Source organism: Thermaerobacter sp. FW80, from assembly GCF_004634385.1.
Lineage (GTDB): Bacteria > Bacillota > Sulfobacillia > Thermaerobacterales > Thermaerobacteraceae > Thermaerobacter > Thermaerobacter composti.
In genome coordinates this window covers 2266101-2290502 of the sequence record NZ_CP037895.1, presented here as the reverse complement: position 1 = coordinate 2290502, position 24402 = coordinate 2266101, and the positions used below count along the sequence as shown (strand labels likewise).

General features: G+C 76.8%; 24 protein-coding genes and 2 pseudogenes. All 26 read left to right on the top strand.

The window, feature by feature from the left end; translation table 11 throughout:
• Positions 1–6: 6 nt before the first annotated feature.
• The 26 genes and pseudogenes from E1B22_RS09550 (at position 7) to E1B22_RS09435 (ending at position 24267) form a co-directional block, all read left to right on the top strand.
• Positions 7–906, top strand: coding sequence for a stage III sporulation protein AF (locus E1B22_RS09550; protein ID WP_135225473.1), 900 nt, complete (start codon positions 7–9; stop codon positions 904–906).
• Positions 893–1351, top strand: coding sequence for a stage III sporulation protein AG (locus E1B22_RS09545; RefSeq protein WP_243123295.1), 459 nt, complete (start codon positions 893–895; stop codon positions 1349–1351). Before E1B22_RS09550 ends, E1B22_RS09545 begins: the two co-directional genes overlap by 14 nt.
• A 17-nt stretch (positions 1352–1368) precedes the next feature.
• Complete coding sequence (locus E1B22_RS13455; RefSeq protein WP_243123294.1) at positions 1369–1521, top strand: hypothetical protein; 153 nt, start codon at positions 1369–1371, stop codon at positions 1519–1521.
• A gap of 67 nt (positions 1522–1588) precedes the next feature.
• Positions 1589–2212: a SpoIIIAH-like family protein gene (locus E1B22_RS09540; RefSeq protein WP_135225472.1), complete on the top strand. Its 624-nt coding sequence runs from the start codon at positions 1589–1591 to the stop codon at positions 2210–2212.
• 110 nt (positions 2213–2322) lie between these two features.
• Positions 2323–2730, top strand: a complete 408-nt coding sequence (locus E1B22_RS09535; RefSeq protein WP_135225471.1) for an Asp23/Gls24 family envelope stress response protein — start codon at positions 2323–2325, stop codon at positions 2728–2730.
• Between the two features lie 172 nt (positions 2731–2902).
• Positions 2903–3454, top strand: coding sequence for an alkaline shock response membrane anchor protein AmaP (gene amaP / locus E1B22_RS09530; RefSeq protein WP_135225470.1), 552 nt, complete (start codon positions 2903–2905; stop codon positions 3452–3454).
• 18 nt (positions 3455–3472) lie between these two features.
• Positions 3473–3700 (top strand): DUF2273 domain-containing protein, encoded by a 228-nt coding sequence (locus E1B22_RS09525; protein ID WP_135225469.1) that lies wholly within the window; start codon positions 3473–3475, stop codon positions 3698–3700.
• Between the two features lie 203 nt (positions 3701–3903).
• Positions 3904–4161 (top strand): annotated as a pseudogene (locus E1B22_RS13450) (transcription antitermination protein NusB); the annotation flags it as partial.
• Between the two features lie 83 nt (positions 4162–4244).
• The gene (locus E1B22_RS13445) at positions 4245–4448 is read left to right on the top strand and encodes a transcription antitermination factor NusB (protein WP_243123871.1); all 204 of its coding nucleotides are present in this window, start codon (positions 4245–4247) and stop codon (positions 4446–4448) included.
• Positions 4360–5529 carry a bifunctional methylenetetrahydrofolate dehydrogenase/methenyltetrahydrofolate cyclohydrolase FolD gene (folD, locus tag E1B22_RS09515; protein WP_371413498.1) on the top strand — a complete coding sequence of 390 codons (1170 nt, stop codon included), beginning with the start codon at positions 4360–4362 and terminating at the stop codon, positions 5527–5529. The genes E1B22_RS13445 and folD overlap by 89 nt, the downstream gene beginning before the upstream one ends.
• On the top strand, positions 5526–6863 hold the full coding sequence (gene xseA / locus E1B22_RS09510) for an exodeoxyribonuclease VII large subunit (RefSeq protein WP_135225468.1): 1338 nt from the start codon (positions 5526–5528) through the stop codon (positions 6861–6863). The genes folD and xseA overlap by 4 nt, the downstream gene beginning before the upstream one ends.
• Positions 6863–7396, top strand: a complete 534-nt coding sequence (xseB, locus tag E1B22_RS09505) for an exodeoxyribonuclease VII small subunit (protein WP_135225467.1) — start codon at positions 6863–6865, stop codon at positions 7394–7396. Before xseA ends, xseB begins: the two co-directional genes overlap by 1 nt.
• The gene (locus E1B22_RS09500) at positions 7393–8316 is read left to right on the top strand and encodes a polyprenyl synthetase family protein (protein ID WP_135225466.1); all 924 of its coding nucleotides are present in this window, start codon (positions 7393–7395) and stop codon (positions 8314–8316) included. Before xseB ends, E1B22_RS09500 begins: the two co-directional genes overlap by 4 nt.
• A 1043-nt stretch (positions 8317–9359) precedes the next feature.
• A complete protein-coding gene (locus E1B22_RS09495) occupies positions 9360–10019 on the top strand; it encodes a hypothetical protein (RefSeq protein WP_135225465.1) in 660 nt (219 codons plus the stop codon).
• Positions 10020–10046: 27 nt separating this feature from the next.
• A complete protein-coding gene (locus E1B22_RS09490) occupies positions 10047–10889 on the top strand; it encodes a TlyA family RNA methyltransferase (RefSeq protein ID WP_243123293.1) in 843 nt (280 codons plus the stop codon).
• Between the two features lie 168 nt (positions 10890–11057).
• Positions 11058–11954: a dihydrodipicolinate synthase family protein gene (locus E1B22_RS09485; protein ID WP_135225463.1), complete on the top strand. Its 897-nt coding sequence runs from the start codon at positions 11058–11060 to the stop codon at positions 11952–11954.
• 87 nt (positions 11955–12041) lie between these two features.
• On the top strand, positions 12042–13562 hold the full coding sequence (locus E1B22_RS09480; RefSeq protein WP_243123292.1) for a M20 family metallopeptidase: 1521 nt from the start codon (positions 12042–12044) through the stop codon (positions 13560–13562).
• 401 nt (positions 13563–13963) lie between these two features.
• Complete coding sequence (locus E1B22_RS09475) at positions 13964–14896, top strand: NAD(+)/NADH kinase (RefSeq protein WP_135225462.1); 933 nt, start codon at positions 13964–13966, stop codon at positions 14894–14896.
• The gene (argR, locus tag E1B22_RS09470) at positions 14893–15339 is read left to right on the top strand and encodes an arginine repressor (protein ID WP_135225461.1); all 447 of its coding nucleotides are present in this window, start codon (positions 14893–14895) and stop codon (positions 15337–15339) included. Before E1B22_RS09475 ends, argR begins: the two co-directional genes overlap by 4 nt.
• A 42-nt stretch (positions 15340–15381) precedes the next feature.
• Positions 15382–17112, top strand: coding sequence for a DNA repair protein RecN (recN, locus tag E1B22_RS09465; RefSeq protein ID WP_135225460.1), 1731 nt, complete (start codon positions 15382–15384; stop codon positions 17110–17112).
• A 360-nt stretch (positions 17113–17472) separates the two neighbouring features.
• Positions 17473–18804: pseudogene (spoIVB, locus tag E1B22_RS09460) on the top strand (SpoIVB peptidase); the annotation flags it as partial.
• A gap of 312 nt (positions 18805–19116) precedes the next feature.
• Positions 19117–19929, top strand: coding sequence for a sporulation transcription factor Spo0A (spo0A, locus tag E1B22_RS09455; RefSeq protein WP_135226075.1), 813 nt, complete (start codon positions 19117–19119; stop codon positions 19927–19929).
• A gap of 315 nt (positions 19930–20244) precedes the next feature.
• A complete protein-coding gene (gene steA, locus E1B22_RS09450; protein WP_135225459.1) occupies positions 20245–21366 on the top strand; it encodes a putative cytokinetic ring protein SteA in 1122 nt (373 codons plus the stop codon).
• Positions 21367–21545: 179 nt separating this feature from the next.
• Positions 21546–22418 carry a copper transporter gene (locus E1B22_RS09445; RefSeq protein ID WP_135225458.1) on the top strand — a complete coding sequence of 291 codons (873 nt, stop codon included), beginning with the start codon at positions 21546–21548 and terminating at the stop codon, positions 22416–22418.
• The gene (locus E1B22_RS09440; protein ID WP_243123291.1) at positions 22415–23242 is read left to right on the top strand and encodes a glycosyltransferase family 2 protein; all 828 of its coding nucleotides are present in this window, start codon (positions 22415–22417) and stop codon (positions 23240–23242) included. The genes E1B22_RS09445 and E1B22_RS09440 overlap by 4 nt, the downstream gene beginning before the upstream one ends.
• A complete protein-coding gene (locus E1B22_RS09435) occupies positions 23239–24267 on the top strand; it encodes a hypothetical protein (protein ID WP_135225457.1) in 1029 nt (342 codons plus the stop codon). The genes E1B22_RS09440 and E1B22_RS09435 overlap by 4 nt, the downstream gene beginning before the upstream one ends.
• Positions 24268–24402: the final 135 nt, after the last annotated feature.

The window sequence follows — 24402 nt, the reverse complement described above, 5'->3', positions numbered from 1 at the left end:
ACGGGCATGGGCGCCCTGAGCGAGTGGATCCGCCAGGTGATCCTGGTCCTGATCCTCACCGGCGTGGTGGAACTGGCCCTGCCGGCGGGCACGATGCGGCGCTACGTCCAGGTGGTGCTGGGGCTGCTGGTCCTGTTGGCCATCATCCGGCCCGTCCTGGCGTGGCTGGGCGGGGAGCCGGCGACCCTGGTCCCCGCGTGGGAGCGGATCCTGGAGCAGGCCGGCGCGGGCGCCGCCCCCCTCGCCGACGGCGTCCCGGGGACACCCCCGCGGGTGGACGCGGACCACCTCGCGGCGGCCCAGGACCGCACCCGCAGCCTGGCCCTCGACCTCCACCGCCAGCGGCTGGTGACGCTGATCCGCGAGGCGGTGCGCACCGCCACGGGCCTGGAGCCGCTGGCCATCGACCTCGACCTGGTGACGGACCCGGCATCGCCCCGGTGGGGAGCGGTCCTGGGGCTGACCCTCCACCTGCCCGCCTGGTCCGCGGTGGACCAGGACCCGCAGGTCCCGGCGGCGCCCCGGGGTGGGTTGCCGTGGCCGCAAGGCGCAGGCGGGCCGTCGGCGGCGGCCTCGGACCCCGGGGGCGCAGCGGCCGGATCCCCCCGTGACGGCACCGACCCCGAGGGCGGGGAGGGGGTCCTGCCGGGTGCCATCCGCCCGGTCGAACCGGTCCGGGTGGGGCCCATCGGGCCCGGCCGACACGCCGCGGGGGGGAGGGGAGCGGGGACGGGCCTGGGCTCTGCGGCGGGAGGCCGGGTCGTCCCCTTGGGCGAGGCCGCGCGCCGGTCGCTGGCGGCCCGGGTCCGCCAGGCCCTGGCCGCCCGCCTCGACCTCGCCCCGGCGGCGGTGCGGGTGGTCTGGGTCGAAGCCGTGGAGGGAGGTGATGCCGGTGCCACACCGTGAGGGCGGGCGGGCCGGCCTGGCCCTGACCCTGGACTGGCGCGATCCCCGGCGACGCCAGCAGCTGCTCCTCGTGGCCGCGCTGGTCCTGGGGGTCGGGCTCCTGGTGGCGGGGCAGCTGGGCTCCCATGCCCGGCCCCCGGGGTCGGCGGGGACGTCCTCCCGCAGCCCGGCCGCTCCCGCCACGGCGGCGGCCGTGGATCCCCTGGAGCCGATGGCCGCCCAGCTGGCCGCCCGGCTGGAGGCCATCCTCTCCCAGGTCCGCGGCGCGGGCCGGGTGCAGGTCGAGGTCCACCTGGCCCGCGGGCCGCGGTACCAGTACGCGTCCAATCAGGTCTCCACCGAGCGACGCACCGAGGAACAGGACGCCGGGGGCGGCCGCCGGACCATCACCGAGCAGCGGGATGAGCGCCAGCTGCTCCTGGGAGGGGGGACGAGAAGGGACTGATCAGCCAGGTCGACGCGGTGGAGATCGCCGGGGTCCTGGTGGTGGCGCAGGGCGCTGCCGACCCCGGCGTACGGGCCGCCCTGACCCAGGCGGTGGCCACGTATCTGCACCTGCCGCTGCACCGCGTCATGGTGCTGGCCGGAACGCCCGCGGACGGGTCGCGACCGTGAGCCGCGGGTGCGACAACCGGCGGCGGTGCCCGTAGGCACCGACCGCCGACCACGGGGAGGTCCCAGCATGAGCAAAGTCCAGGCCGGTTCGCCGGCACGCTTCCTGGTCTTCCTGTTGGTGGTGGCGGTGGTCTTCGCGTACATCGCCGCCAAGTGGGACGACTTCAACCACCAGAGCGCCCTCTACGAGGGAAGCGCGGGCGGCGTCGACCTCGGTCAGCAGGGCGGCGCCGCGGTGGGCCTCGAGGGCAGCGAGGCGGGATCCAGCCCGTCGTCCGAGGGCGCGGCCACGGGCGAGGGCACCGCCCAGCTCCCCGGCGAGGCCACCCCCGATCTGGAGGGCGGCAGCTTCGCCGAACTGCGGGTGCAGCGGACGGCGATCTACGACCGCCAGATCGAGCAGCTCCAGGCCATCGCCAACGACCCCGACGCCAGCGCCAGCGCCCGCGAGCAGGCGCAGCAGGCGCTGGTCCAGCTGACCCAGCGGCAGGGGGTCGAGCAGCAGATCGAGCAGCTGATCCGCAGCAAGGGCTACGAGGACGCCGTGGTGTTCGTCTACGACCAGGCGGCGATCGTGGTGGTCAAGGCCGACCGCTTCGCCCAGGCCGACGCGGCACGGATCGCCGACATCGTCCGCCAGGTGACCGGCATCGGCTACGAGGGGATCCGCATCGTCACGCGCAACGGCTGAGGGGCGCCGCGGCAACCGCGGCGGCTGGCCGCGGTTGCCGCGGCCACTGTATAATGTCACCGTCGCGGCGGTCCCCCGGGGCCGGCCCGCCCGGTGCGGGAGGTGGCGTCATGGACGAGCAGGCCGAGTTCCTCCCCCTCCCGGGGGAGGACGAGGGCGGTCACATCCGCATCGCCAGCGAGGTGGTCAGCGTCATCGCCGGGATCGCCGCCATGGAGATCGACGGCGTCGCCGGCATGGCCAGTGGAGGCCTGGTGGGCGGCCTCTCGGAGATGCTGGGGTGGAAGAACCTCGGCAAGGGCGTCAAGGTCGAGGTCGGCGAACGGGAGTGCACCATCGACCTGTTCATGATCGTCCGCTACGGCGTCCGCATCCCCCAGGTGGCCGAGCGGGTGCAGGACAACGTCAAGCGCGCCGTCGAGACCATGACCGGCCTGCGGGTGCGCAGCGTGAACATCCACATCCAGGGGGTGGCGTTCCCGGAGGCGCAGCGGGAGGCGGAGGCCCGGGCCAAGTAGCGACCGACCCCGGATTCGCGCCGGGCCGGCCCGGTGGCGTCGGCGCCCGGCCGCGGACGCCCCTCCCGGCCGGGGGTCGTCGACGGGCGCCGCGAAGCGGCGCCCGGGGCAGCCGGGGCGACGCCGGTGACGCCCGGGAGCGTCCCGCCTGGAAGGCGGAAGGGGGCACGCCATGGCCCCTTGGCTTGCGGTGTTGGCGGTCTTGAACTCGGCGGTCCTGGCCATTGTCGGCCTCGCCGCGGTCGCCGCGGTGGTGGGGGGACTCCTCCTGCCCGCGGCGGGTTGGCTCCCCTGGCTCCCGTGGGCGACGGCCGTCGCGCCCCCCGCCCGGTGGTACGTCGCCGGCGTTGGGCTCGCGTTCGTCCTGAGCGGAGCGCACGTCGTCTACCACGCCCTGCGCCCGCGGCCCCGCGACGCCCTCTCGGCGGCCACCGAGCTCGGCGAGGTGCGCACCGCCCTGGCCGCGGTGGAGGAGCTGGCCCGGCGCAGCGGGCTGCAGGTCGGGGGCGTCCGGGACGTGCGACCCCGGGTGCGGGCGGACCGGGACGGCGTGCGGCTGTGGGTGCGGGCCGAGGTGTTGCCGGACCACCCCATCCCCGAGGTGGCCCCCCAGCTGCAGGCGCGGCTCCGGGAGACGGTGGAGGCCGTGGTCGGCGCTCGGGTGAAGGAGGTCCGGGTGGTGGTGGAACGCTTCGCCGGCGAGCGTCCCCGCCGGGCGGAGTGACCGGGAGGCGGTGGGGCCGTGGAGGAGGGCCGCGGGTTCTGGCGGCGTCATGCCGGGAAGGTCGTCGGCGCAGGGGCCGGATTCCTCCTGGCCCTCCTGGTCAAGTGGTTGGGCCTCGGGTGGACCTTGCTGGGCCTCGCCCTGGCGTGGGTCGGTTACCGGCTGGGCGCCCGTGTCGACGAGGGCGAGGGGGACTGGGCCGAGCTCTGGGACCGTTGGGCCGGTCGCTGGAGCCGCCGGGCGTAGGGGCGGGCGCGCAGGGCTGCGGTGCCCGGTCGCGGTCGGCGCGGCGCGGTCCGGCGACAGGGGACGTGGACGGCCGTGGACGGCCGGCCGCAGAGCCGGCGCCAGGGGGTTGGCCGGGGGATCGGAGCGGGACGGTCGGGTGCCGGGGACCGCGGGAGCCGTCCAAGGGGCGGCGGGTAGGGACGGTCCCTGGCCGGAGGTGATTGCAGGCGTTGGACCGGCGCAGCGGCGGACGGTCGGGAGGACCGCGACGGCGGGCGCGCGAGATCGCCTTGCAGGCGCTGTTCCAGTGGGAGGCGGCGGGCAACCCGCTGGAGACGGGGCTGGAGTGGGCGGCGACGGAGTACGATCCGGGCGAGGAGGTCTTGGCCTTCGCCGCGGAACTGGCGCGGGGCGTGACCCGTCACCGGCTGGACATCGACGGGCTGATCGCCCGCTACGCCCGCGACTGGGACCTGGACCGCCTGGCCCGAGTGGACCGCAACATCCTGCGATTGGGCATCTACGAACTGTTGTACGCCGGCCGACCCGACGTCCCGCCCCCGTGGCGATCAACGAGGCCGTCGAGCTGGCGAAGCGGTACAGCAGCGAGGACGCCGCCCGCTTCGTCAACGGCATCCTCGGCCAGTTGGCGCGGGACCGCGGGCTGGCCGAGGGCGATGCCGGGGCAGGGGATCCCGCGGAGGCGCAGCCGGCCGGGCCGCCGGTCCCCGCGCCCGGGGCGGAGGGCGGCTCCACCGAACCCTGAAGGGCGGCGGGAGCGGCACCGGGGGCGACCGGCCGCGGCAGGGCTGGGGGAGCCGCATGGAGGCGACCCGTCCCAGGGACGCGCCGACGGGCGGGGGCCGACCACGGGCGCACGGAGCCGGGGTACCCCTGGGCCCGTCCGCACCGGCGGGGCGAAGGGGAGGGAGGCGCCGCTGGGCGAGGACAAGCTGTGGGAGGGCAGGTCCCTGGCGGCCCGGATCCGTGTCGAGGTCGCGGCCCGCGCCGCCCGCTTCCGCCGACGGATGGGGCGCCCGCCCGGCCTGGCGGCGGTGCTGGTCGGGGACGACCCCGCCTCCTTCGTCTACGTGCGCAACAAGGCCCGGGCCTGCCGGGAGGCCGGGCTCTACTCGGAGGTGCACCACCTGCCCGCCACCGCGACCCAGGCGCAGGTGGTCGCCCTGGTCCGCCGCCTGAATGCGCGGCCCGACGTGGACGGCATCCTGATCCAGTGGCCGGTGCCGGCGGGGATCGACTACGAGGCGGTGGTGGCCGAGATCGACCCGGCCCGGGACGTGGATGGCTTCCACCCCGTCAACGCGGGAGCCCTCTGGCGGGGGCGGCCGCGGCTCGTCCCCTGTACGCCCCTGGGCGTCTTGGCGCTGTTGCGCGCCTACGGCGTCACGCCGGCCGGCCGCCATGCGGTGGTGGTCGGGCGGAGCCCCATCGTCGGTCGGCCGATGGCCGGGTTGCTACTGCTCCAGGACGCCACGGTGACCGTCTGCCATTCGCGGACGCCCGAGCTCGGGCGCATCGCGCGGCAGGCGGACATCCTCGTGGTGGCCGCGGGACGCCCGGGCCTGATCGGCGCGGACCACGTCGCCCCCGGCGCCGCGGTGGTGGACGTGGGCATCAACCGGCAGGGCGGCCGCCTGACCGGCGACGTGCGCCGCGCGGAGGTCCTGCCGGTGGCCGCCGGCGTGACCCCGGTACCGGGCGGGGTGGGACCCATGACGGTGGCGATGCTGCTGGTCAATACCGTCGAGGCGGCGTGGGCGCGCGCCGAGGGCCGGCCGCCGGACAGCCTGGCGGCGTGCCCGCCGCTGCGGGAGGCGACGGCGTGAGGGCACCGGGTCCAGCGCCCTGCGGGGAGCGGCGACCGCAGGGCGTCCCCCCGTACCTGGGATCGGCGTGGGAAGGGGCCCCGACCGGCGCGGTCCTCACCGTGTCGGAGCTGACCGCCCGCATCCGCCAGCGCCTGGAGGGCGACCTCCGCCTGCGGCGGGTCTGGGTGCGGGGCGAGATCAACAGCTGCCGGCGCCACTCCTCGGGGCACCTCTACTTCACGCTCCAGGACGAGGCCGCGACCTTGCGCTGCGTGATGTTCCGCGGGGCCGCGGCCCGTTTGGCCTTCACGCCCGAGGACGGGCTGGAGGTGGTGGCCGCCGGCCGCGTCGGCGTCTACGGACCGGCCGGCACGTATCAGCTCTACGTCGAGGCCCTGGAGCCGGCTGGCCTCGGCGCCCTCTTCCTGGCCCTCGAGCAGCGCCGGCGGCGGCTGGCCCGGGAGGGGCTGTTCGACCCGGAGCGCAAGCGCCCGCTGCCGCCCTTCCCCCGCTGCCTCGGCGTGGTCACCTCGGCCGACGGCGCGGCGCTGCGGGACATCCTCCAGGTCGCCCTGCGCCGCAACCCGCGGCTGCGCGTGGTGGTGGCGCCCGTGCCCGTCCAGGGCGAGGGTGCCGCCCAGGCCATCGCGGCCGCCATCGCCCGATTCAACCGCTGGGGCGGGGCCGACGTGCTGATCGTCGGCCGCGGTGGCGGCGCCCGGGAGGACCTCTGGACGTTCAATGATGAGATCGTGGTCCGGGCGGTGGCGTCCAGCCGCATCCCCGTGGTCTCGGCGGTGGGTCACGAGATCGACGTCACCCTCTGCGACCTGGCGGCCGACGCGCGCGCCCCGACGCCGTCGGCGGCGGCCGCCATGGTGGTGCCGGAGCTGGGACCCGTGCAGGCGCGGCTGGCCGAGCTCGCCCACCGCCTGGAGACCGCGATGCGGCGGCGGCTGGAGCGGGCGCGGCGGCGGCTGGACGAACTGGCCCGGCGGCCCGGGTTGCGCCACCCGGCGCAGCAGCTGGAGGACCGGCGCAGACGGCTGCGGCAGATCGAAGGCGCGCTGCGCCGCGCCATGGCCTGGCGGCTCCATGGCGAGCGGCGGCGGCTGGAGGCCCTGGCGGGCAGGCTCGAGTCCCTGAGCCCGCTGGCTGTGCTGCGACGCGGCTACAGCATCACGCGCGACGCGACGGGTCGGGTGCTCACCGACGCCGCGGACCTCCGGCCGGGTCACCGGGTGGAGGTGCTGCTGGCGCGGGGCCGGCTGGAGGCGGAGGTGCGGCGCGTCGACCCGGAGGGCGGGGCGACGGCGATCCTGGACGGTCTTCGCCCAGGGGAGGACGGGTGATGGTTCCCGAAGAGCCTCGCGGGCTGGAAGAGGAAGCGGCCCCCGCCGCGCCGCGTTCGGCAGCGCGGAGCGAGGACGAACCGGCCGGGCCGCGTGCCCGCCCAGGGGGCGCCGCGGGGGACGGCGGCGCAGCCGGTTCATTCCCGCCAGACGGCGGAGCCGGTTCGTCGCCATCCGGTGATGGGGGTCGGGACGAAGGGGTCTCGCGACCCGCCGTCGGGGGCGGCGACGCCGCCGGGGTGGCCCCCGACGGGGCGCCGCGGCGGGGTGCGGCCACGGCGCCGGAGCCGTCCTTCGAGGCGATGCTCGCCGAGCTGGAGGCCGTCGTCCGCCAGCTGGAGTCGGAGGAGGCCGACCTGGATCGGGCCCTGGCCCTCTTCCAGCGCGGCATCGAGCTGGTGCGCCGGTGTCACCGCCGCCTGGAGGCCATGGAGCGGCAGGTCCAGTGGCTGCTGGAGGACGCCACGGGCGCGGTCCGCCTGGTGCCCGCCCCGGAACTCGACCCGGCGGCGGAAGGGGGCGACAACCGGTGACGGACCCGGGGGCCGCCGCCGAGCCATGGCGGGCGGAGGTGGACGCCCTGGCGGCACGGGCCCGCCAGGCCCTGGAGGCGGTGCTGCCGCCGCCGGAGGTCCCGCCCGCCCGGATCCATGAGGCCATGCGCTACAGCGCCCTGGCGGGCGGCAAGCTGTTGCGCCCGGTCCTGGTGATGGCCGCCGCGCGCTGCGTCGGCGGACCCGCGGCGCTGACGCCGGCCGTGGAGCGCGCCGCCGCCGCCGTCGAGCTGGTGCACACGTATTCGCTGATCCACGACGACCTGCCGGCCATGGACGACGACGCCATGCGCCGCGGTCAGCCGGCCAACCACGTGGTCTTCGGCGAGGCGATGGCGATCCTGGCCGGCGACGCCTTGCTGACCCTGGCCTTCGAGGTGCTGGCGGACCTGCCGCGGTGGGGCGTCGACCCGGCGGTGGCGGTGCAGGTGGCGGCGGAGCTGGCGCGGGCCGCGGGGACCCAGGGGCTGATCGGCGGCCAGGTGGACGACCTGGCCGCCACCCGCGGCGCGCCGGTGGACCTGGCGACGCTGCGGTCGATCCACCGCCGCAAGACCGGGGCCCTGTTCTGCGCCTGCGTGCGCATCGGCGCCCGACTGGGCGGAGCCGACGCCGCCGCCCTGGAGGCCCTGACGGCCTACGCCACCGCCTTCGGCGAGGCCTTCCAGATCGTGGACGACATCCTGGACGTCACCGGGGACGAGGCGGAGCTGGGCAAGCCGGTGGGCAGCGACGCGCGCCGGGGCAAGGTGACGGTCCCCGGGCTGGTGGGGCTGGAGGCCGCGCGCCGGATGGCCGCCGAGGCCACGGAGCGGGCCGTGGCCAGCCTGCAGCCCCTTGGCCAGCGGGCGGCCGTCCTGGCCTGGCTTGCCCGGAGCCTCCTGCAGCGGCGGCGCTGACGCCCGCAGGCCGGCGGAGCAGGGCGCGCCGAGGCCGAGGCGCGGATCCCCACCGACGCCGTCACCGACGTCCCGCTACCGATGCGCCGGTCCTGGAAGGAGATGGCGGAGCCGGTGGCGAAGGGACTTGCGGCGGCGGGCCGCGGCGGCTATGCTGGTCCCCTCGGCCGCGCCGGCGGGCGTGGCACCGGCCACATGCCGCCGGTTGCGCTACAATGGAGCATGGCCGGCTCCCCTGGATCGCCGCCCTGGGGCGGGCCCCCCGTGGGTGCACGACGCGAGCCGGGGCCGTCGACCGGTGGGTGGGGGTCGGCCGGGACGATCCGGGATCGGCACCGAGACCTTCGACCCCACGCACGGGGGTCGAGTTGGGTTTTCGGCCGCGGGTGGCGCAGTATCCTAGTCGGCACCCGCGCTTCTGAAGGCGGGCCTAAAAATCCGCCATATGGGCACAGCGATGAAGTTCCTGGTGGCGGCTGCCGACGCCCCGTCGGGGGTCGCTGCTGGGAGTTAAGGGGTCGGGGCGATCTGCAAGGGCATGCAGGCGTGGACCCTGACCCCGCGGAGGCCCATGGTCGTGGCAGACGGGCGACCGGGCTGCTACGACGTGGGGTACGAACCTGCATGCGGGATGACCGTGTGCAGCGTAGCCCGCCCTGCGTGGGCAGGGTGGAGGTGGCACCGCGGCCGGCCGCGCCGGAGGGCCCCCGGCCGGCCGGCTTGCCCTGAAACCCTGCCTGCTAAACGGGCTAGGAAGCGCGGGGACCGTCGGGGAAAACCCCTAGGCTGTTTCCCGTTCGGGAAGGTCCGCTGGGGATTACAGTGCGCGCTAAGTGGCAATCTAGCCCTGCCGACGGCGACGCGGCAGGCTGGCCGTGCGAGGGGAAACCGCCGGGCCGGCGACGGCCCGGTCGGCCAGCGGGAAATCCTGCTAGACCTCAAGCCGCAACGTTTACTCAGCGGGCCGCCACTCGCGGCGCTTTTGCTTTTCCGCGGCCCCGCGCGGACCTCGCGGGCCCGCGCCGCGCGCTGGAGGGATGGGCTTGACGCGTGCGCAGGCCTCACGGTACGCCCCGGCATGGCGGCGGGGCGTGGGGCTTGGCTTGTTGACCTTCACCGTCGCCCTGGTCACCTCCCCCCTCTCCGAGTCGGCCGTGCGCGCCCTCAACCTGCCGCTGGCCGTCCTCATCGTGGCGGTCATCGTCGCCGTGGGCGTGTTCTTCGACATCATCGGCGTGGCCGCGGCAGCGGCGGACGAGGCACCCTTCCACGCCATGGCGGCCAAGCGCCGGGCCGGTGCCCGGGCCGCCCTGGGCCTGGTGCGCAACGCGGACCGCGTGGCCGCCTTCGCCAACGACGTGGTCGGCGACGTGGCCGGCACCCTCGCCGGCGCCGCGGGCGCGGCCGTGGCCGTGCGGCTGGGGGAGTGGCTGGACGGACGCGGCACCCACCTGGTGGTGACGCCGCTGGTCCTGGCGCTGGTGGCCGGTCTCATGGTGGGGGCCAAGGCGGCGGGCAAGGGCTTCGCCCTGCGGGAACACCGGCGGATCCTGCTGGCTCTCGGCCGCGCCCTCGAGGCCGTGGAGGGATGGACGCACCTGCGCCTGTACCCGGCATTGCGCCGCCACCGGCGGCGGGCACGGGCCGCCACCGGCGCCCGCGGTCGCGCGATGCGCCGCGTTCGTCCGTCGGGGAGGGGGTGAGGGATCCTGCCCCGAGAACGCCTCGACGTGCTGCTGGTCCAGCGAGGCTGGTTCGACAGCCGCAGCCGCGCGCGGGCGGCCATCCTGGCGGGCCGGGTGCGGGTGGACGGCCAGGTGGTCGACAAGGCCGGCACCCGGGTGGACCCCTCCGCCCAGGTGGAGGTGGTGGGCGATCCCATCCCGTATGTGAGCCGCGGCGGCCTCAAGCTGGAGCACGCGATCCGCGCCTTCGACCTGGCCCCTGCGGTGCGCGGCGCCGTCTGCGCCGACATCGGCGCCTCCACCGGCGGGTTCACCGACTGCCTACTGCAGCACGGCGCGCGGCGGGTCTACGCCATCGACGTGGGCTACGGCCAGCTGGCCTGGCGCCTCCGCCAAGATCCCCGGGTCGTGGTGATGGAGCGGGTCAACGCCCGGTATCTCACCCCCGGCGATCTGCCCGAGCGGGTCGACCTCGTCACGGTCGACGTCTCCTTCATCTCCCTGCGCCTGATCCTCCCCCCGGCGCGGGACCTCCTCGTGCCGGGGGGCGGCGTCGTCGCCCTGATCAAGCCCCAGTTCGAGGCAGGGCCGGCCGAGGTGGGCAAGGGTGGGGTGGTCCGGGACCCGAGGGTGCACCGCCGGGTGCTCGCCGAGGTGACGGCGGCGGCGGACGAACTCGGCCTTGTGCTCCTCGACCTCACGGCCTCGCCGATCCGCGGCGCCGACGGCAACCGGGAGTTCCTGGCCCTCTGGCGCAGCCCGCGGGCGGCCGACCGGGTGGGCCAGGCGGCCGGCGGCGATGGAAGTCCGGTGGCCGCGGTGCTGCGGGACCGGCCGGCGCTGGCTGGCGAGGCCCGCCGCCGCTGCATCGACGGCGTGGTGTCCTGAGGGGACCCGTCTCCGTGGACCGCCGGTGCCCGGGCGCGCCACGGCCGCCACGGCCGGAACCCGCGGCGCGGACGCAGGGACCGGCGGCGCCGGGATGGAAGAGATGCCCCCGGAGGCCGCGCGCGGCTGCGCCGGCAGCCCGCGGGGCGCGGGTCAGGAGGTGGGACGGTGAGCCTCGATCTCTCGGGCATCTGGGCGCCGCTGGTGACGCCCTTCACCGCCGACGAGGAGGTCGACCTGGAGGCGCTGGCGTTCAACGTGGAGCTCTACGGGCAGACGCCGCTGCGCGGGTACGTGGCCCTGGGGACCACCGGCGAGTTCGTCCACCTGAGCGATGACGAACGGGGTCGGGTCATCGAGACGGTGGTGCGGGCGGCCCGCGGCGACCACCGCCCGGTGATGGCGGGGGTCGGCGGCCACGCCACGCGCGTGGCGGTCGAACAGGCGCGGCGGGCGGCCGACGCCGGGGCCCAGGCGCTGCTGGTCTGGCCACCCTTCTACTACAAGGCACAGATGGACGCTGAGGCCCTGGTGGACTACTTCACGGCGGTGGCCGACGCCTCGCCCGTGCCGGTGATCCTCTACCACATCCCCCAGAACACCGGCGTCGCCCTCTCGCCCGCCGTCGTGGGCGAGCTGGCGGCCCACCCGAGAATCGCCGGCATCAAGGACAGCTCGGGCCAGCCGTCCCAGACCATCGCCTTCCTGCGGGAGGGCGGCCCCGGCTTCGCGGTCTTCGTCGGGTCGACCACGGCGCTGCTGGCCGGTTTGGCGGCGGGGGCCGCCGGGGGCATCCTGGCGACGGCCAACGTCGCCCCCTACGAGTGCTGCGAGGTCTACGAGCACGGGCGCGCGGGGCGCTGGACGGAGGCGGCCGAGGTCTACCGCCGGGTGGCGGCGGTGGACGAGCTGCTCTCCCGGCTCGGGCTGGGTGCGATGAAGGCCGCCCTGGAGATGCTGGGATACCGCGGGGGCTACCCACGCCGGCCCCTGGTCCGCCCCGACGAGGCGGAGCTCGACCGGTTGCGGTTGCTCCTGCGGGAGCAGCGCTTGCTGGGCTGTTGAGCTGCAGCGGGAGGCCGGACGGCCGCGGCTGGCCGGATCCCAGCCCACCCTGCGACGGGCCCCGGCGGCGGAGCGGGTGAGCGACCCATGGTACCGGACATCGCCTCCACGAACGACCCCATGGACGATCCCATGGACGATCCCTCCAGCGCGGACCGCGGCGAGGGGGCCCGCGGGGCGGCGCCCGAGGCGGCCGGCGGGGAGGCGTCGCCGGCGGCGGCCGCAGCCCCGTGGCTCGCCCGGTGGCTGGACGGCCGCCGCGAGGCGATGGTCCGCCTGCTGGAGGCGTTGGTGAACCGCGACTCGCCCAGCGACCACAAGCCCTCGTTGGATGAGGTGGCGACCTTCCTCGAAGGCGAGCTGACCCGACGGGGAGCCTGGGTCGAGCGCGTGCGGCAGCGCGAGGCCGGTGACCACCTGATCGCCCGTTTCTTCCCCGCAGAGGGCGCGGACCCCGCCGGCGGCCGCGACCCCGCCGCGACCCGCGACCCCGGCGGCGCCGCCGCGGCCGGGGACCCCGACGACGGGACGGCGGCCGGCCGCCAGCAGGCGCCGGCAGCCGGTCGCCGGGGGGTGCTGCTCCTCGGCCACTACGACACGGTGTGGCCGCCGGGCGAGGCAGCCCGCCGCCCGTTCCGCCGGGAGGGGGCGCGGGGCTACGGTCCCGGCGCCTTCGACATGAAGGGCGGGATCGTCATCGCCCTGGCGGCCTTGGACGCCCTGGCCGCGCTGGCCAGGGCGCAGGCGGCGCGGGCGACTGCGGCCGGGGCGGCGGAGGCCGGGTCGGCCGGGGCGGCCGGCGGGACGGCCGTCGTCCTCCCGCCGGTGACGCTGCTGCTGACCGCCGACGAGGAGACGGGCAGCCGGACCTCCCGGGCGCTGATCGAGGCGCTGGCCCGCCAGCACCAGGCGGTGCTGGTGCTGGAGCCGGCGGCCGGGGACCGCCTGAAGACGGCGCGCAAGGGGGTGGGCGACTTCCGCCTGGTCGTCGAGGGGCGGGAGGCCCATGCGGGCAACGACCCCGGACGCGGCGTCAGCGCGGTGGAGGAATTGGCGCGGCAGGTGCTGCGGCTCCACGCCCTGACCGATCCCGGACGCGGCACGACGGTGAACGTCGGCGTGGTGCGGGGCGGGCTGCGTCCCAACGTGGTGGCCGGGCGGGCGGAGGCTGCGGTGGACGTGCGCGTGCCCTCCATGGCGGAGGCGCGGCGGCTGGAGGAGCTCTTCCGGCGCTGGGAGCCGGTCCACCCGGCCGCCCGCGTGCGGCTGCTGGGATCGTTCAGCCGACCGCCGATGGAGTTCACCCCCGCCAACCGGGCTCTCTTCCGTCGCGCCAAGGCGGTCGGGAGCTGGCTGGGCATGACCGTGGAGGGCGCGGCCGTGGGCGGCGCCAGCGACGGCAACTTCACCTCGGCGCTGGGGATCCCCACCCTGGACGGGCTGGGCGCCGTCGGCGACGGGGCCCATGCGCCGGACGAACACGTGGACCTGGACGCCCTCCCGCGCCGGGCGGCGCTGCTGGCGGCGCTGGTGCTCGATCTCGGGGTACGGCCGCTGGACGATCCGTCCGGCGACCCGGGCGGCGACGGGAAGGCCGTCGCGCCGTGAAGGCGCGCCGTCGAGGCGGGGGATCGGATCGGGGGATGCGCCCGCGACCCGGCGCTCGGCGGTGTCGCCACCCGGCCGCGCCGGCCGATGGCGGCCTGTGAGCCGACCGGTGGCGCTGGGCGTCGCCGACCGGTGGGTGGGCCTCGGCGGCGGCTTGGCCGGGCAGGGGCGCGAAGACGAAAATAGAGGCGGCCGTCCGCGCGGCGCCCGACGGCCCGTCCCGACCGGGCCGCCGCGCCTCGTCGCGCGGCGGCCCCTGCGGACCCCGCGGGGCGGGGAGTCCCCGGGACGCGCGGGCGGGTGCCGTGTCCGAGCCCGGTGGGAACGTCGCCCAGTGGGGGCGGTGGGCGCCGACGGGAGCGGCTTGTGGGGACGGGTGGCGCAGACGGGAACGGGTGACGATGGGATACCATGGAGATCGCCAGGGGACGAACCCGGCCGCCGAGGGGTCGGCGGTGGAGGCGCCGGGGCCCGGCGCCGGCGGGACGCAGGCCGCCGGCGGCGAACCCGTGGAGTGGGTGGCGGTGGTGGCCACCAAGCCGAGCGGGCAGGCGCTGGCCCGGCAGCTGGTCCCCTGGCTCGACCGCCGGGGCGTCCGGGTCGTCGACCTCAGTGCGGCCGAGGGCCCGCCGCGCCCCCCCGGCCGGTGGCCGCGGGGGCGCGGCCTGGGCCTTTCGCTGGGCGGCGACGGCACCCTGTTGCGGGCGGCGCGCCTGGTGCCGGCGGAGGTGCCGCTCCTCGGGGTGAACCTGGGCCGCGTCGGCTTCCTGACGGAGCTCGGACCCGCGGAGGTCTGGGACGTGCTGCCCGACGTGCTGCGCGGCCGGTTCGTCCTGGACGAGCGGCGCGTCCTCGAGGGGATGGTGGACGGCGAGGCGCTCTGGGCCGTCAACGACCTGGTGGTGCGCAGCGGTGCGACGGCCCGCCTGCTGCGGCTGCGCGTCCGGGTGGACGACCAGCTGGCGGCGGAGGTCGCCGGCGACGGCATCGTCGTGGCGACGGCGACGGGGTCCACCGCCTACGCGCTGGCGGCCGGCGGGCCCGCCGTCCCGCCGGACCTGGAGTGCCTGGTGGTGGTCCCCCTGAGCGCCTTCACCCTCGCCGTGCGGCCCTTCCTCCTGGCGCCGCAGCGCCACGTGGCGGTGGAGCTGCTGGACGGCGAGGCGGCGGTCACCGCCGACGGCCAGGAGACGCGGCCGCTGTCGGCCGGGGGCGTCCTCCGCGCCGGCCTCGGCCGGCGCAGGCTGCGCCTGGTGCGGCGTCACCCCTGGCCCTTCTACGAGGTCATGCGGGCCAAGCTGTTCACCCCGCCCGAAGGAGGGGGGCGCCGGTGAAGTCCAAGCGGCAGCGCCTGATCCTGGAGATCATCCAGGCGCGGCCCATCGAGACCCAGGAGGAGCTGGTGCGCGAGCTGGAGCGCCGCGGCATGCCGGCGACCCAGGCGACGGTCTCGCGGGACATCAAGGAGCTCGGCCTGATCAAGACACCCACCGGCGACGGCCGATACTGCTATGCCCTGCCCGACGCCGCGCCCGGGGGCCGGGAGCGGCTGCGGCGCCTGTTCCGCGAGTCCCTGCTGGACATCGACACCAGCGAGAACCTGGTGGTGGTCAAGACGCTGCGGGGCACGGCGGCGGCGGCGGGGGAGGCCATCGACCAGCTGGGCTGGCCGGAGATCGTCGGCACCGTGGCCGGCGACAACACCGTCCTGGTCGTGGTGCGGTCGCGGGAGGTCGCTCCCCTGGTGGCCGACCGCTTCCGCGAGCTGGCCCGGTGAGCGGTGGTGGCGCTGCGAACGCGAGAGCAGGGGGGCAACCGGGTGCTGGCGGAACTGGTGATCGAGAACATCGCCCTGATCGACGAGGCCCGCGTGGCGTTCGGCCCGGGCCTGAACCTGCTCACGGGCGAGACCGGCGCCGGCAAGTCCATCCTCATCGACGCGCTGGGGCTGGCCCTGGGGGAGCGGGCCAGCCTGGACCGGGTGCGGGAAGGGGCGGTGGCGGGCCGGGTGGATGCGGTGTTCGTCCTCGACCCCGGTCCGCCGGCCGGGCTGCAGGCGCTCCTGGCCGAGGCCGGGCTGGAGCCCGACGAGGACGGCCGGCTGATCCTGAGCCGGGAGATCACCCGGGCCGGCCGCAGCGCGGCCCGCATCAACGGGCGGCCGGTCACCACCGCCCTGCTGCGCCGGGTGGGGGCGCACCTGGTCGAGATCCACGGGCAGGGCGACAACCAGGCGCTGCTCGATCCGGAGCAGCAGCTGGAGTGGCTGGACGCCCTGGCGGGAGCGGACGTGGCCCGCCTGCGGGCGCAGCTGGCCGAGCGCGTCGCCGCCCTGCGCCAGGTGGGCGCGCGCCTGCAGGCGCTGGTGGCGGATCCTCGCCAGCGCGAGCGGGAGCTGGACCTGCTGCGCTTCCAGCGCGACGAGATCGACGGCGCGCGGCTGACGCCCGGCGAGGAGGAGGAGCTGACCGCCCGGCGGCGTCTGCTGGCGGGGGCCGAGCGCCTCGCCCAGCAGCTTGGCGCGGCGTACGAGGAGCTCTACGCCGCCGGCTCGTCCGCGGCAGACCGGTTGGCCACCGCCGCCCGGGCGCTGGAGGAGGCGGCGGCCGTCGACCCCAGCCTGCAGGACCTGGCCCGGCGGGTGCGCGGGTTGGAGTACGAGGTGGAGGAGGCCGCCCGCGACGTGCGCGCCCGCGCCGACACGGTGGAACACGATCCGGCGGCCCTCGCCCAGGTGGAGGAGCGGCTGGCCCAGCTGCAGGACCTCAAGCGCAAGTACGGCGAGACGGTGGAGGAGATCCTGGCCTACCGGGAGCAGGTGGCGCAGCGCATCGCCGAGCTCGAAGACGCCGCGCAACGGGCGGCGGCGCTGGAGGCCGAGCGACGGCGGCTGCTGGAGGAGTGCGGCCGGCTGGCGCGCCGCCTGCACGAGGCCCGTCGCCGGGCGGCGGAACGGTTGGCCCGGGAGCTCCGCCCCATCCTGGCGAGCCTCGGCATGCCCGGGGCCGGCCTCTCCGTCGCCTTCCGCACCGTGCCCGACCCCGACGGCGTGCCGTGGGAGGACGGGTCGGTCCGCCTCACCGAGCGGGGCGTCGATCGGGTGGAGTTCCTCCTGGCCGCCAATCCGGGCGAGCCGCCGCGGCCGCTGGCCCGGGCGGCGTCGGGCGGCGAGCGCTCGCGGGTCATGCTGGCGCTCCGCAGCCTGCACGTGGCCGCGGGGGACGTGCCCACCGTCGTCTTCGACGAGGTCGACGCCGGCGTGGGCGGCGAGACGGCGTGGGCCGTCGGCCAGCGCCTGGCGCGGCTGGCGGAGCACCGCCAGGTGTTGTGCGTCACCCACCTGGCCCCCATCAGCGCGCTGGCGGATCGGCACCTGGCCGTGCACAAGGAGACCCGCGGCGGCCGCACCCGCACCCGCATCCGGCCGCTGACGGGCGAAGAGCGGCTGCGCGAGCTGGCGCGCATGCTGGGTACCGGCGTCGGCGAACAGGGGACCGACGCCGCGCGGCTGTTGCTCGAACGCGCCCGCGCCATGCGGCGCGCGGGCTAGGGCGTGCCCGCCGCCCTGACGCCGGGGTCACGCGGCGACGCCGCCGTCGTCCCGCGCCATGCGGCGCGCCGGCGCGGGCCAGCCCGGGGCCCTTCATCGCTCCCTCCCGTCCCTCCGCCATCCCCATCCTGTCGCCGGCGGCACCCACCGCCGGCCGGGCTGCGCGTGGCTCCGCGCCCGGGCCGGGGGTGGCAGCGCGGGCGGCTGGCTGCCACGCCTTGAAGCCTTTCTGCAACATCCCGCGACCCGAAGGTCCCGAAACTACCCCTGGGCGGGCACCCGGCGAGGGGTCGTCCGCAGAGGAGGACCTGCGCGCCCGCCGCTCGCCGCCGCCCCTTGACAAGCCGGCGCCATGCGGCCATGGCGGTCCGGGCCGCCGGGGTCGAGCCGGCGGGATCGGCCCGGCGGGACCGGAGCGCTGGGGGAGGAGCCCGGCCGCGCGCGGGGACGGGGTCCCTCCACGCGAAGGAGGGGAGGCCCGTGGATCCAGCGCGTGCCCGGAGGGCCAAGGTCCGGGCCGGGACCCTCGCGCTCCTGGCCGCCTCGACCCTGGTGCTGCTGGTCCGCTGGCAGGTGGCGATTCCCGACCGCGTGCGGCTCGCGCCCGAGGCGGTCCGGCGGCTCGGACCGGGTCTGCCGGTGCCCGTGGCGGTGCGGACGGACCCGCCCGGCGTGATCGAGGTCGACGGGCAGGGAGAGGGGACGGCCCGGTTGCCCCTGAGCCTGGCGGCCCGTCGCCCCGGCGTGGCGCGCGTGGAGCTCAGCCTCTTCGGCTGGATGCCCCTGCGCCCCGTCACGGTGGAGGTGGTCCCCCGGGTCGAGGTGATCCCCGGCGGCCAGGCGGTGGGGGTGATGGTTCGCGCCCGCGGGGTCCTGGTGGTCGACTACGCGCCGGTGCCGCTGGACGACGGGCGCACGGCGGACCCGGCCCGCCAGGCGGGGATCGAGCCCGGCGACCTGATCCTCCGCATCAACGGCGAAGCCGTGGACAGCGACGCGGAGGCCGTTGCGCTGATCGACGCGGCCGGTCGGCAGGGGAAGCCGGTGGAGCTGGAGGTCCAACGGGGCCAGCGGGTGTTCCGCCGCAGCCTGCAGCCGGTGTACAACCGGGACCAGCAGCGGTACGCCATCGGCGTGTGGGTGCGCGACCGGGCGGCGGGGGTCGGGACCCTCACCTTCTACGATCCGGCCAGCCGTCGCTACGCGGCCCTCGGCCACGGGGTGGCGGACCCGGAGACCCGGGTGGCGCTGCCGGTGGAGTCGGGCCAGATCCTGCCCGCCCGGATCACCGCCGTCGAGCCGTCGCGCCGAGGCCACCCCGGCGAGAAGATCGGGGTGGTGGCGCCGGGGGCCACGGCCCTGGGCACCATCGAGCGCAACACGCCGGTGGGCATCACGGGACGGCTCCTGGTCGAACCGCGCCCCGGTCCCTGGTCCCGGCCCGTGCCGGTGGCCACGGCCTCCGAGGTGCGGCCCGGACCCGCCCAGATCGTGACGGTGGTGGAGGGGGAGAGGCCCGAGGTCTTCGACGTCGAGATCCAGCGGGTGACGGCGTCCGGCGACGGGCGCGACCTGGTGATCCGGGTGACCGATCCCGGGCTGCTGGCCCGGACCGGCGGGATCGTCCAGGGCATGAGCGGCAGCCCGATCCTCCAGGACGGCCGGTTGGTGGGCGCGGTGACCCACGTGTTCGTGAACGACGCCACCCGCGGCTACGGCGTCCTGGCGGAGCGCATGGTGGAGGCGGCCGGGCTGGTCGAACCGGCGTCCGCCGCCGCGGGATCCCATGGCGGCCGGGGCCCTGAGGGGCCCCGGCCGCGGCGTTCCCCCGAAACCCTGGGCCTCCGGCGAAGCCTATTCCCAGGATGCCGCATCGCGGCGAATCCATGCCGTCCGCGTGTCGGAATGCGTCGACGAGTTTTCCTGGCGGAACGGCAGGAGTTGTCATCGGGCCCGCCAAACACGATGGGGGATCCCCGGGGAGCAAAGGAGGCATCTAAGCGCATGGTGCAGGCCGCAGGCGCCGTTGCCGAGCCCTTCCCCGCCGCCTCGGCGACTTCGATCCGCGTCCTCATCGCCGACGACAACCGGGAGTTCTGCGAGCTCCTGGCCGCCTACCTGGAGAAGCAGGGCGACATGGAGCTCGTGGGGGTCGCCCACGACGGCCAGGAGGTGATCGAGCGCATCCAGGCCGTCCAGCCCGACGTGGTCCTGTTGGATGTGATCATGCCGCACCTGGACGGCATCGGCGTGCTGGAGACCCTGGCCGCCATGGACCTGCCGCGCCGCCCACGGGTGGTGATGCTGACCGCCTTCGGCCAGGAGGCCGTCAGCCGCCGGGTGGCCGAGCTCGGCGCCAGCTACTTCGTGCTCAAGCCCTTCGACCTGGAGGTGCTGGCCGAGCGCATCCGCCAGGTGGCCGGCTCGCCCGCCCGTCCTGCCCGCCGTAGCCCCCTCAGCGCGCGCGATCGCAACCTGGAGGTGGAGGTGACGAACCTGCTCCACCAGATCGGCATCCCCGCCCACATCAAGGGCTACCTCTACCTGCGGGAGGCGATCCTGCGCGTCGTCCACCGGGTGGAGCTCCTGGGGGCGGTGACCAAGGAGCTCTACCCCTCCATCGCCCTGAAGTACGACACCACGCCGAGCCGCGTGGAGCGGGCGATCCGCCATGCCATCGAGGTGGCGTGGAACCGCGGCAACCTGGAGGTGGTCCATCGCCTGTTCGGCCACACGGTCCACGCGGACCGCGGCAAGCCCACCAACTCCGAGTTCATCGCCATGGTGGCGGACCGCCTGCGCATGGACATGAAGTAGCCCCAGGAGGCAGGCAGGGCTCTGCGGGGACAGGAAGGCACGGCGGTCCGGGAAGGCGACAGGGCGGCAGCCGGCAGGCCGCCCCGAGGCCCCCCGGCGCGCGGTCGGCGCGCCGGGGGGCCTCGCGCTTCGGGGCGGGCCGCTGGTCGTCCATCGTCTGGCGCGTAGCCTTCCGCGGATTTGGAAATCTTCTCATCCGGAGGCGGAGCCGCCGGCCGGGCCGCGGCGGAGCCGCCGCTCGGCCCGGGGCCCCGCCCGGCGGTTCGTCCGCCGGCCGGAGCGGCCCGGCGCCCCGGGCGGCGGAGGGGTGGGAGCGTGCGCGTGACCGGCACGGCGCGGGTCGACCGCCGCACCAAGCGGCTGGTGCGGCGCCTGCGTCCGGGCGACATCGCCGTGGTGGCCCATCGCGACATGGACGAGGTGGCGGCGCGCTCGCTGATCGACGCGGGCGTCCGCGCGGTGCTCAACGCGGACGAGACCCTGTCGGGTCGCTATCCCGCCGCGGGCGCGGCCTGCCTGCTGGAGGCCGGCATCCCGGTGGTGGACGGGCTGGGCGAGGCCCTGCTCGCGCAGGTGCAGGACGGGGACCCCCTCTGGGTCGAGGACGGCGCGGTGGGGTGCGGCGAGCGCGTCATCGCCTGCGGCACGCCCCTCACGCGCCAGCGGCTGGAGGAGCGGCTGGCCGCCGCCCAGGCCAACCTGGACCGCGAGCTGGCCCGGTTCCTGGAGAACACCCTGGAGTGGGCCCGGCGGGAACGGGATCTGATCCTTGGTCGCTGGGAGCCGCCGCCGCTGCGCACCCGCATGGCGGGCCGGCCCGTCCTGCTGGTGGCGCGGGGGCCGTCGTACCGGGACGACCTGGCCGCCATCCGACCGTACATCGACGAGGTGCGGCCGGTGCTGGTGGGTATCGACGGCGGCGCCGACGCCCTCCTGGCCGAGGGGTACCGGCCGGACCTGATCATCGGCGACATGGACAGCGTCTCCGATCGGGCGCTGGCCTGCGGCGCCGAGCTGGTGGTCCACGCCTACCCCGACGGTCGGGCGCCGGGCGAGGCGCGGCTGCGCGCCCTCGGTCTGCCGGCGGTGCGCTTCGCGGCCCCCGGGACCAGCGAGGACGCGGCGATGCTCTTGGCCTACCAGGCGGGGGCGGACCTGCTGGTGGCCGTCGGCTCCCACACGAACCTGGTGGACTTCCTGGACAAGGGACGCCCCGGCATGGCCAGCACCCTGCTGGTGCGGCTCAAGGTCGGCACCCGTCTGGTGGACGCCAAGGGCGTCAGCCGCCTGTATCGGTCGCGCGTGACGGGGCGACACCTGGTCCATCTGCTGGTGGCCGCCCTGGTGCCCGTGGCGGCCGTGGTCGCCGCATCCCCCTGGCTGCGCACGTGGGTGGAGCTGCTGTGGCTGCACGCGCGGGTGGCCCTGGGGTGGTGAGCCGCCGCGGTCCCGGGGTCGTCGCCGGCCGCAGAGCGCCCCGCACCCCGCCGTGATGGCCGTCGCCGCAGCCGCGGTGACGCGGCGGCCCCCGGCCGGAGAGCGCGCCGCACCCACGGCAGCCGACGGGCGGTGCCGCCGCCGACGGGACCGGCCCCGGCAGCGGAGGAGGCGTGGTCGTGGGACGCGCAGGCCCCCTCGGGCTTCGCTATCATCTGGTGACCCTGGTGGCGGTGTTCCTCGCCCTGGGCGTCGGCATCCTCATCGGCGCGGGGTTGCTCGACGACCGCGCCCTGCTGGAGCGCCAGCAGGCCCTGATCCGGGCCCTGGAACGGGACTTCGCCACCCTGCGCCAGGACACCGCCCACCTGCGCAGCGAGAACCGCCGGCTCAGCGCCGAGCTGGCCCGCTACGGCCAGGCCCAGCAGGCCCTGGCCTCGCTGGCGGTCGAGGGGCGCCTCAGCGGCCGACGGGTGGCCGTGGTCGTGCTCGGCGACCCCGATGCCCCCCTGGCCCGGGATGCCGCCCGCCTGTTGCAGGCGGCGGCGGCGCGACCCGGGCCGCGGCTCGCCGTCGACCCCGGCCTGGCCCGGCTGTCCGGCCCCTGGCCGGAGGTGGCGGCCGCCGCCCTGGGGATGCCCGGCGCCGATCCGGGACGTCTGGCGCAGGGCGTGGCCCAGGCGCTGGTGGCGGCCCTGACGCTCCCCGGGGGGGCGGACGCCCCCGCCGGGGTGGAGGGCCTGGCCGCGGTGGGCGGGCTGACCTGGCAGCCGGCGTCGGGGGACAGGCCGCCCCGGCCCGACGCGGTGATCCTGATCCACGCCGCCGGCGGAGGGTCGGAGGCGATCCTCGCCCCCCTGCTGGACGCCCTGGAGGGCGCCGGGCTGACCGTGGTCGGCCTCGCCCCGCCCGGCTCCGGCCGGACGGAGGCCTACGCCCGGACGGGCGTGCCGCTGGTGGAAGCCGGCTCGGCCGCCGATCAGGTCACCCTAATCCTCACCCTGGCGGGCCAGGGGGAGCGGCTCCAGGGGCTGGAGGGCGACGGGTCGTGAGGCCCGCGGACGGCCGGCGCGGCGCTCCGAGGGCGCCCGCCAGCCCAGGCGGGCGGCCGTCCGCCGCGGGCGACGGCGCCCGCCGGGTGCCCGCCGGCGGGCCGACCGCCGCCGGCGGTCGGCCGGCGGTGGAGGCCGTGATCCCGGCCCACAACGAGGCGGCGACCGTGGCCGCCACGGTCCGCGCCCTGGCGGCGTGCCCTCACCTGGGCCGCATCTGGGTGGTGGACGACGGCTCGACGGACGGCACGGCCGCCGCCGCCCGCGCCGCGGGCGCCGAGGTGGTGCGCCTGCCGCGGCGCGGCGGCAAGGCCCGCGCCCTGCTGGCGGGGGCGGCCCACACCACGGCGCCCTGGCTGCTGTTCGCCGACGCGGACCTGGGCGGCTCCGCCGGCCAGCTGGCGCGGCTGGTGGACCTCGCCCTGGCGGGTCGCGGCGACATGCTGATCGCCGCGCCGCCGCGCCGCCCCGGCCGCCGGGGGTTCGGCGCCGCCGTCGGCCTCGCCCGCTGGGGCGTGGAACGCCTGGCGGGGCGGCGCCTGGAGGCTCCCCTCTCGGGCCAGCGCGTCTTGCGGCGCGACGTGCTGGCCTGCCTCGATCCCGTGCCCCCGGGCTGGGGCATCGAGGTGGCCCTCACCGTGGCCGCGCTGCGCGCGGGTCTCGAGGTGGTCGAGGTCCCCCTGGCCATCGAGCACCGCGTCACCGGATGGCACCTCGCCCACCTGGCCCACCGTGGCCGACAGCTGGGCCACATCGCCTGGACCCTGGCCGCCTACGCGCGTCGCCGCGAGGCGGGGACGCCTTGGGGGGTGGCGGCGCGGTGACCGCGGGCGGCGTGGCGGTGCTGGCGGTGGCGGTGGCGGCGGCGACGGCGGCGCTGGCGGCCGCCGTCGCCCCGCGGCTGGCGCAGGCGGGGCTGGTCCGGTCCAACTACCGCGGCGCTCCGGTGACCACCGGCCTTGGCGTCGCCCTGGTGGCGGGGCCGCTGGTGACCGCCGCCCTGGGCGCGTGGCTCTCCCCGGCGGCGCCGGCAACCTCCCTGGCCGTCGGCCCCCCGCCCCTCGCCGTGGCGTGGACCCCGGCGGCGCCCGGCGCGGCGGGCCCGGCGGGCGGTGCGGGCGGCCTGCCCGCCCAAGCGGTCCCGACGCACGGGGACGCCCCGCCGTCCCCTGGCCCGGCGGGCGGCTTGCCCCCCAGCTTGGTGCACCTCCTCGGCCCCGCGCCGACGCTCCTCGGCCTGGTGGCCGCCACGACCCTGGTCGGCCTGATCGACGACCTCTGGGACGAACCGGTCCGCGGTTGGCGCGGCCACCTGGGGGCTGGGCGCGGGTGGACCGGCGGCCGGCTGAAGCTGTTGGCCGTCCCCCTGCTGGCGTGGGTCCTCGTGCCGACCCGGGGGTGGGTGCCTCGCCTCCTGGCGGCGGCCCTGGTCGCGGCGGCCGCCAACGGCATGAACCTCCTGGATCGACGGCCGGGACGCGCCCTCAAGGCGTTCTTCACGGCGTGGCTCCTCATGGCCGCCGCCCTCCCCCCCGGGGCGCTGGCGCTCCTGCCCCTGGCCCTGGCCGCCCTGGTGCTGCTGGGGCCCGACCTGGAGGAGCGGGCCATGCTGGGCGACGCCGGCAGCAACGCTCTGGGGGCCGCCCTGGGCTGGGCCCTGGTCGCCTTCGCCCCGCCCGTTGCCCACGGCCTCGCCCTGGCGGGGCTCGTGGTCCTACACGCCATCGCCGAGTTCCTCCCCCTGAGCCGGCTCATCGACGCGGTCGGTCCGCTGCGCTGGCTCGACCGCCTCGGCACCCGTCCCCACGCCGCCGCGCCCCGACAGGGATCGCCCTGGGCGAAGGAGTAATTCTGCCAGGGTGGCGCCTGCAACCAGGGACGAACCGGCTGGGCCACGGCGGGACTGCAACGCGGCGGCGTCGGCCTCTGCTCACAGGTGCCCGCGTCCACGGACGAACCGGCTGGGCCACGGCAGTTGCAGGTC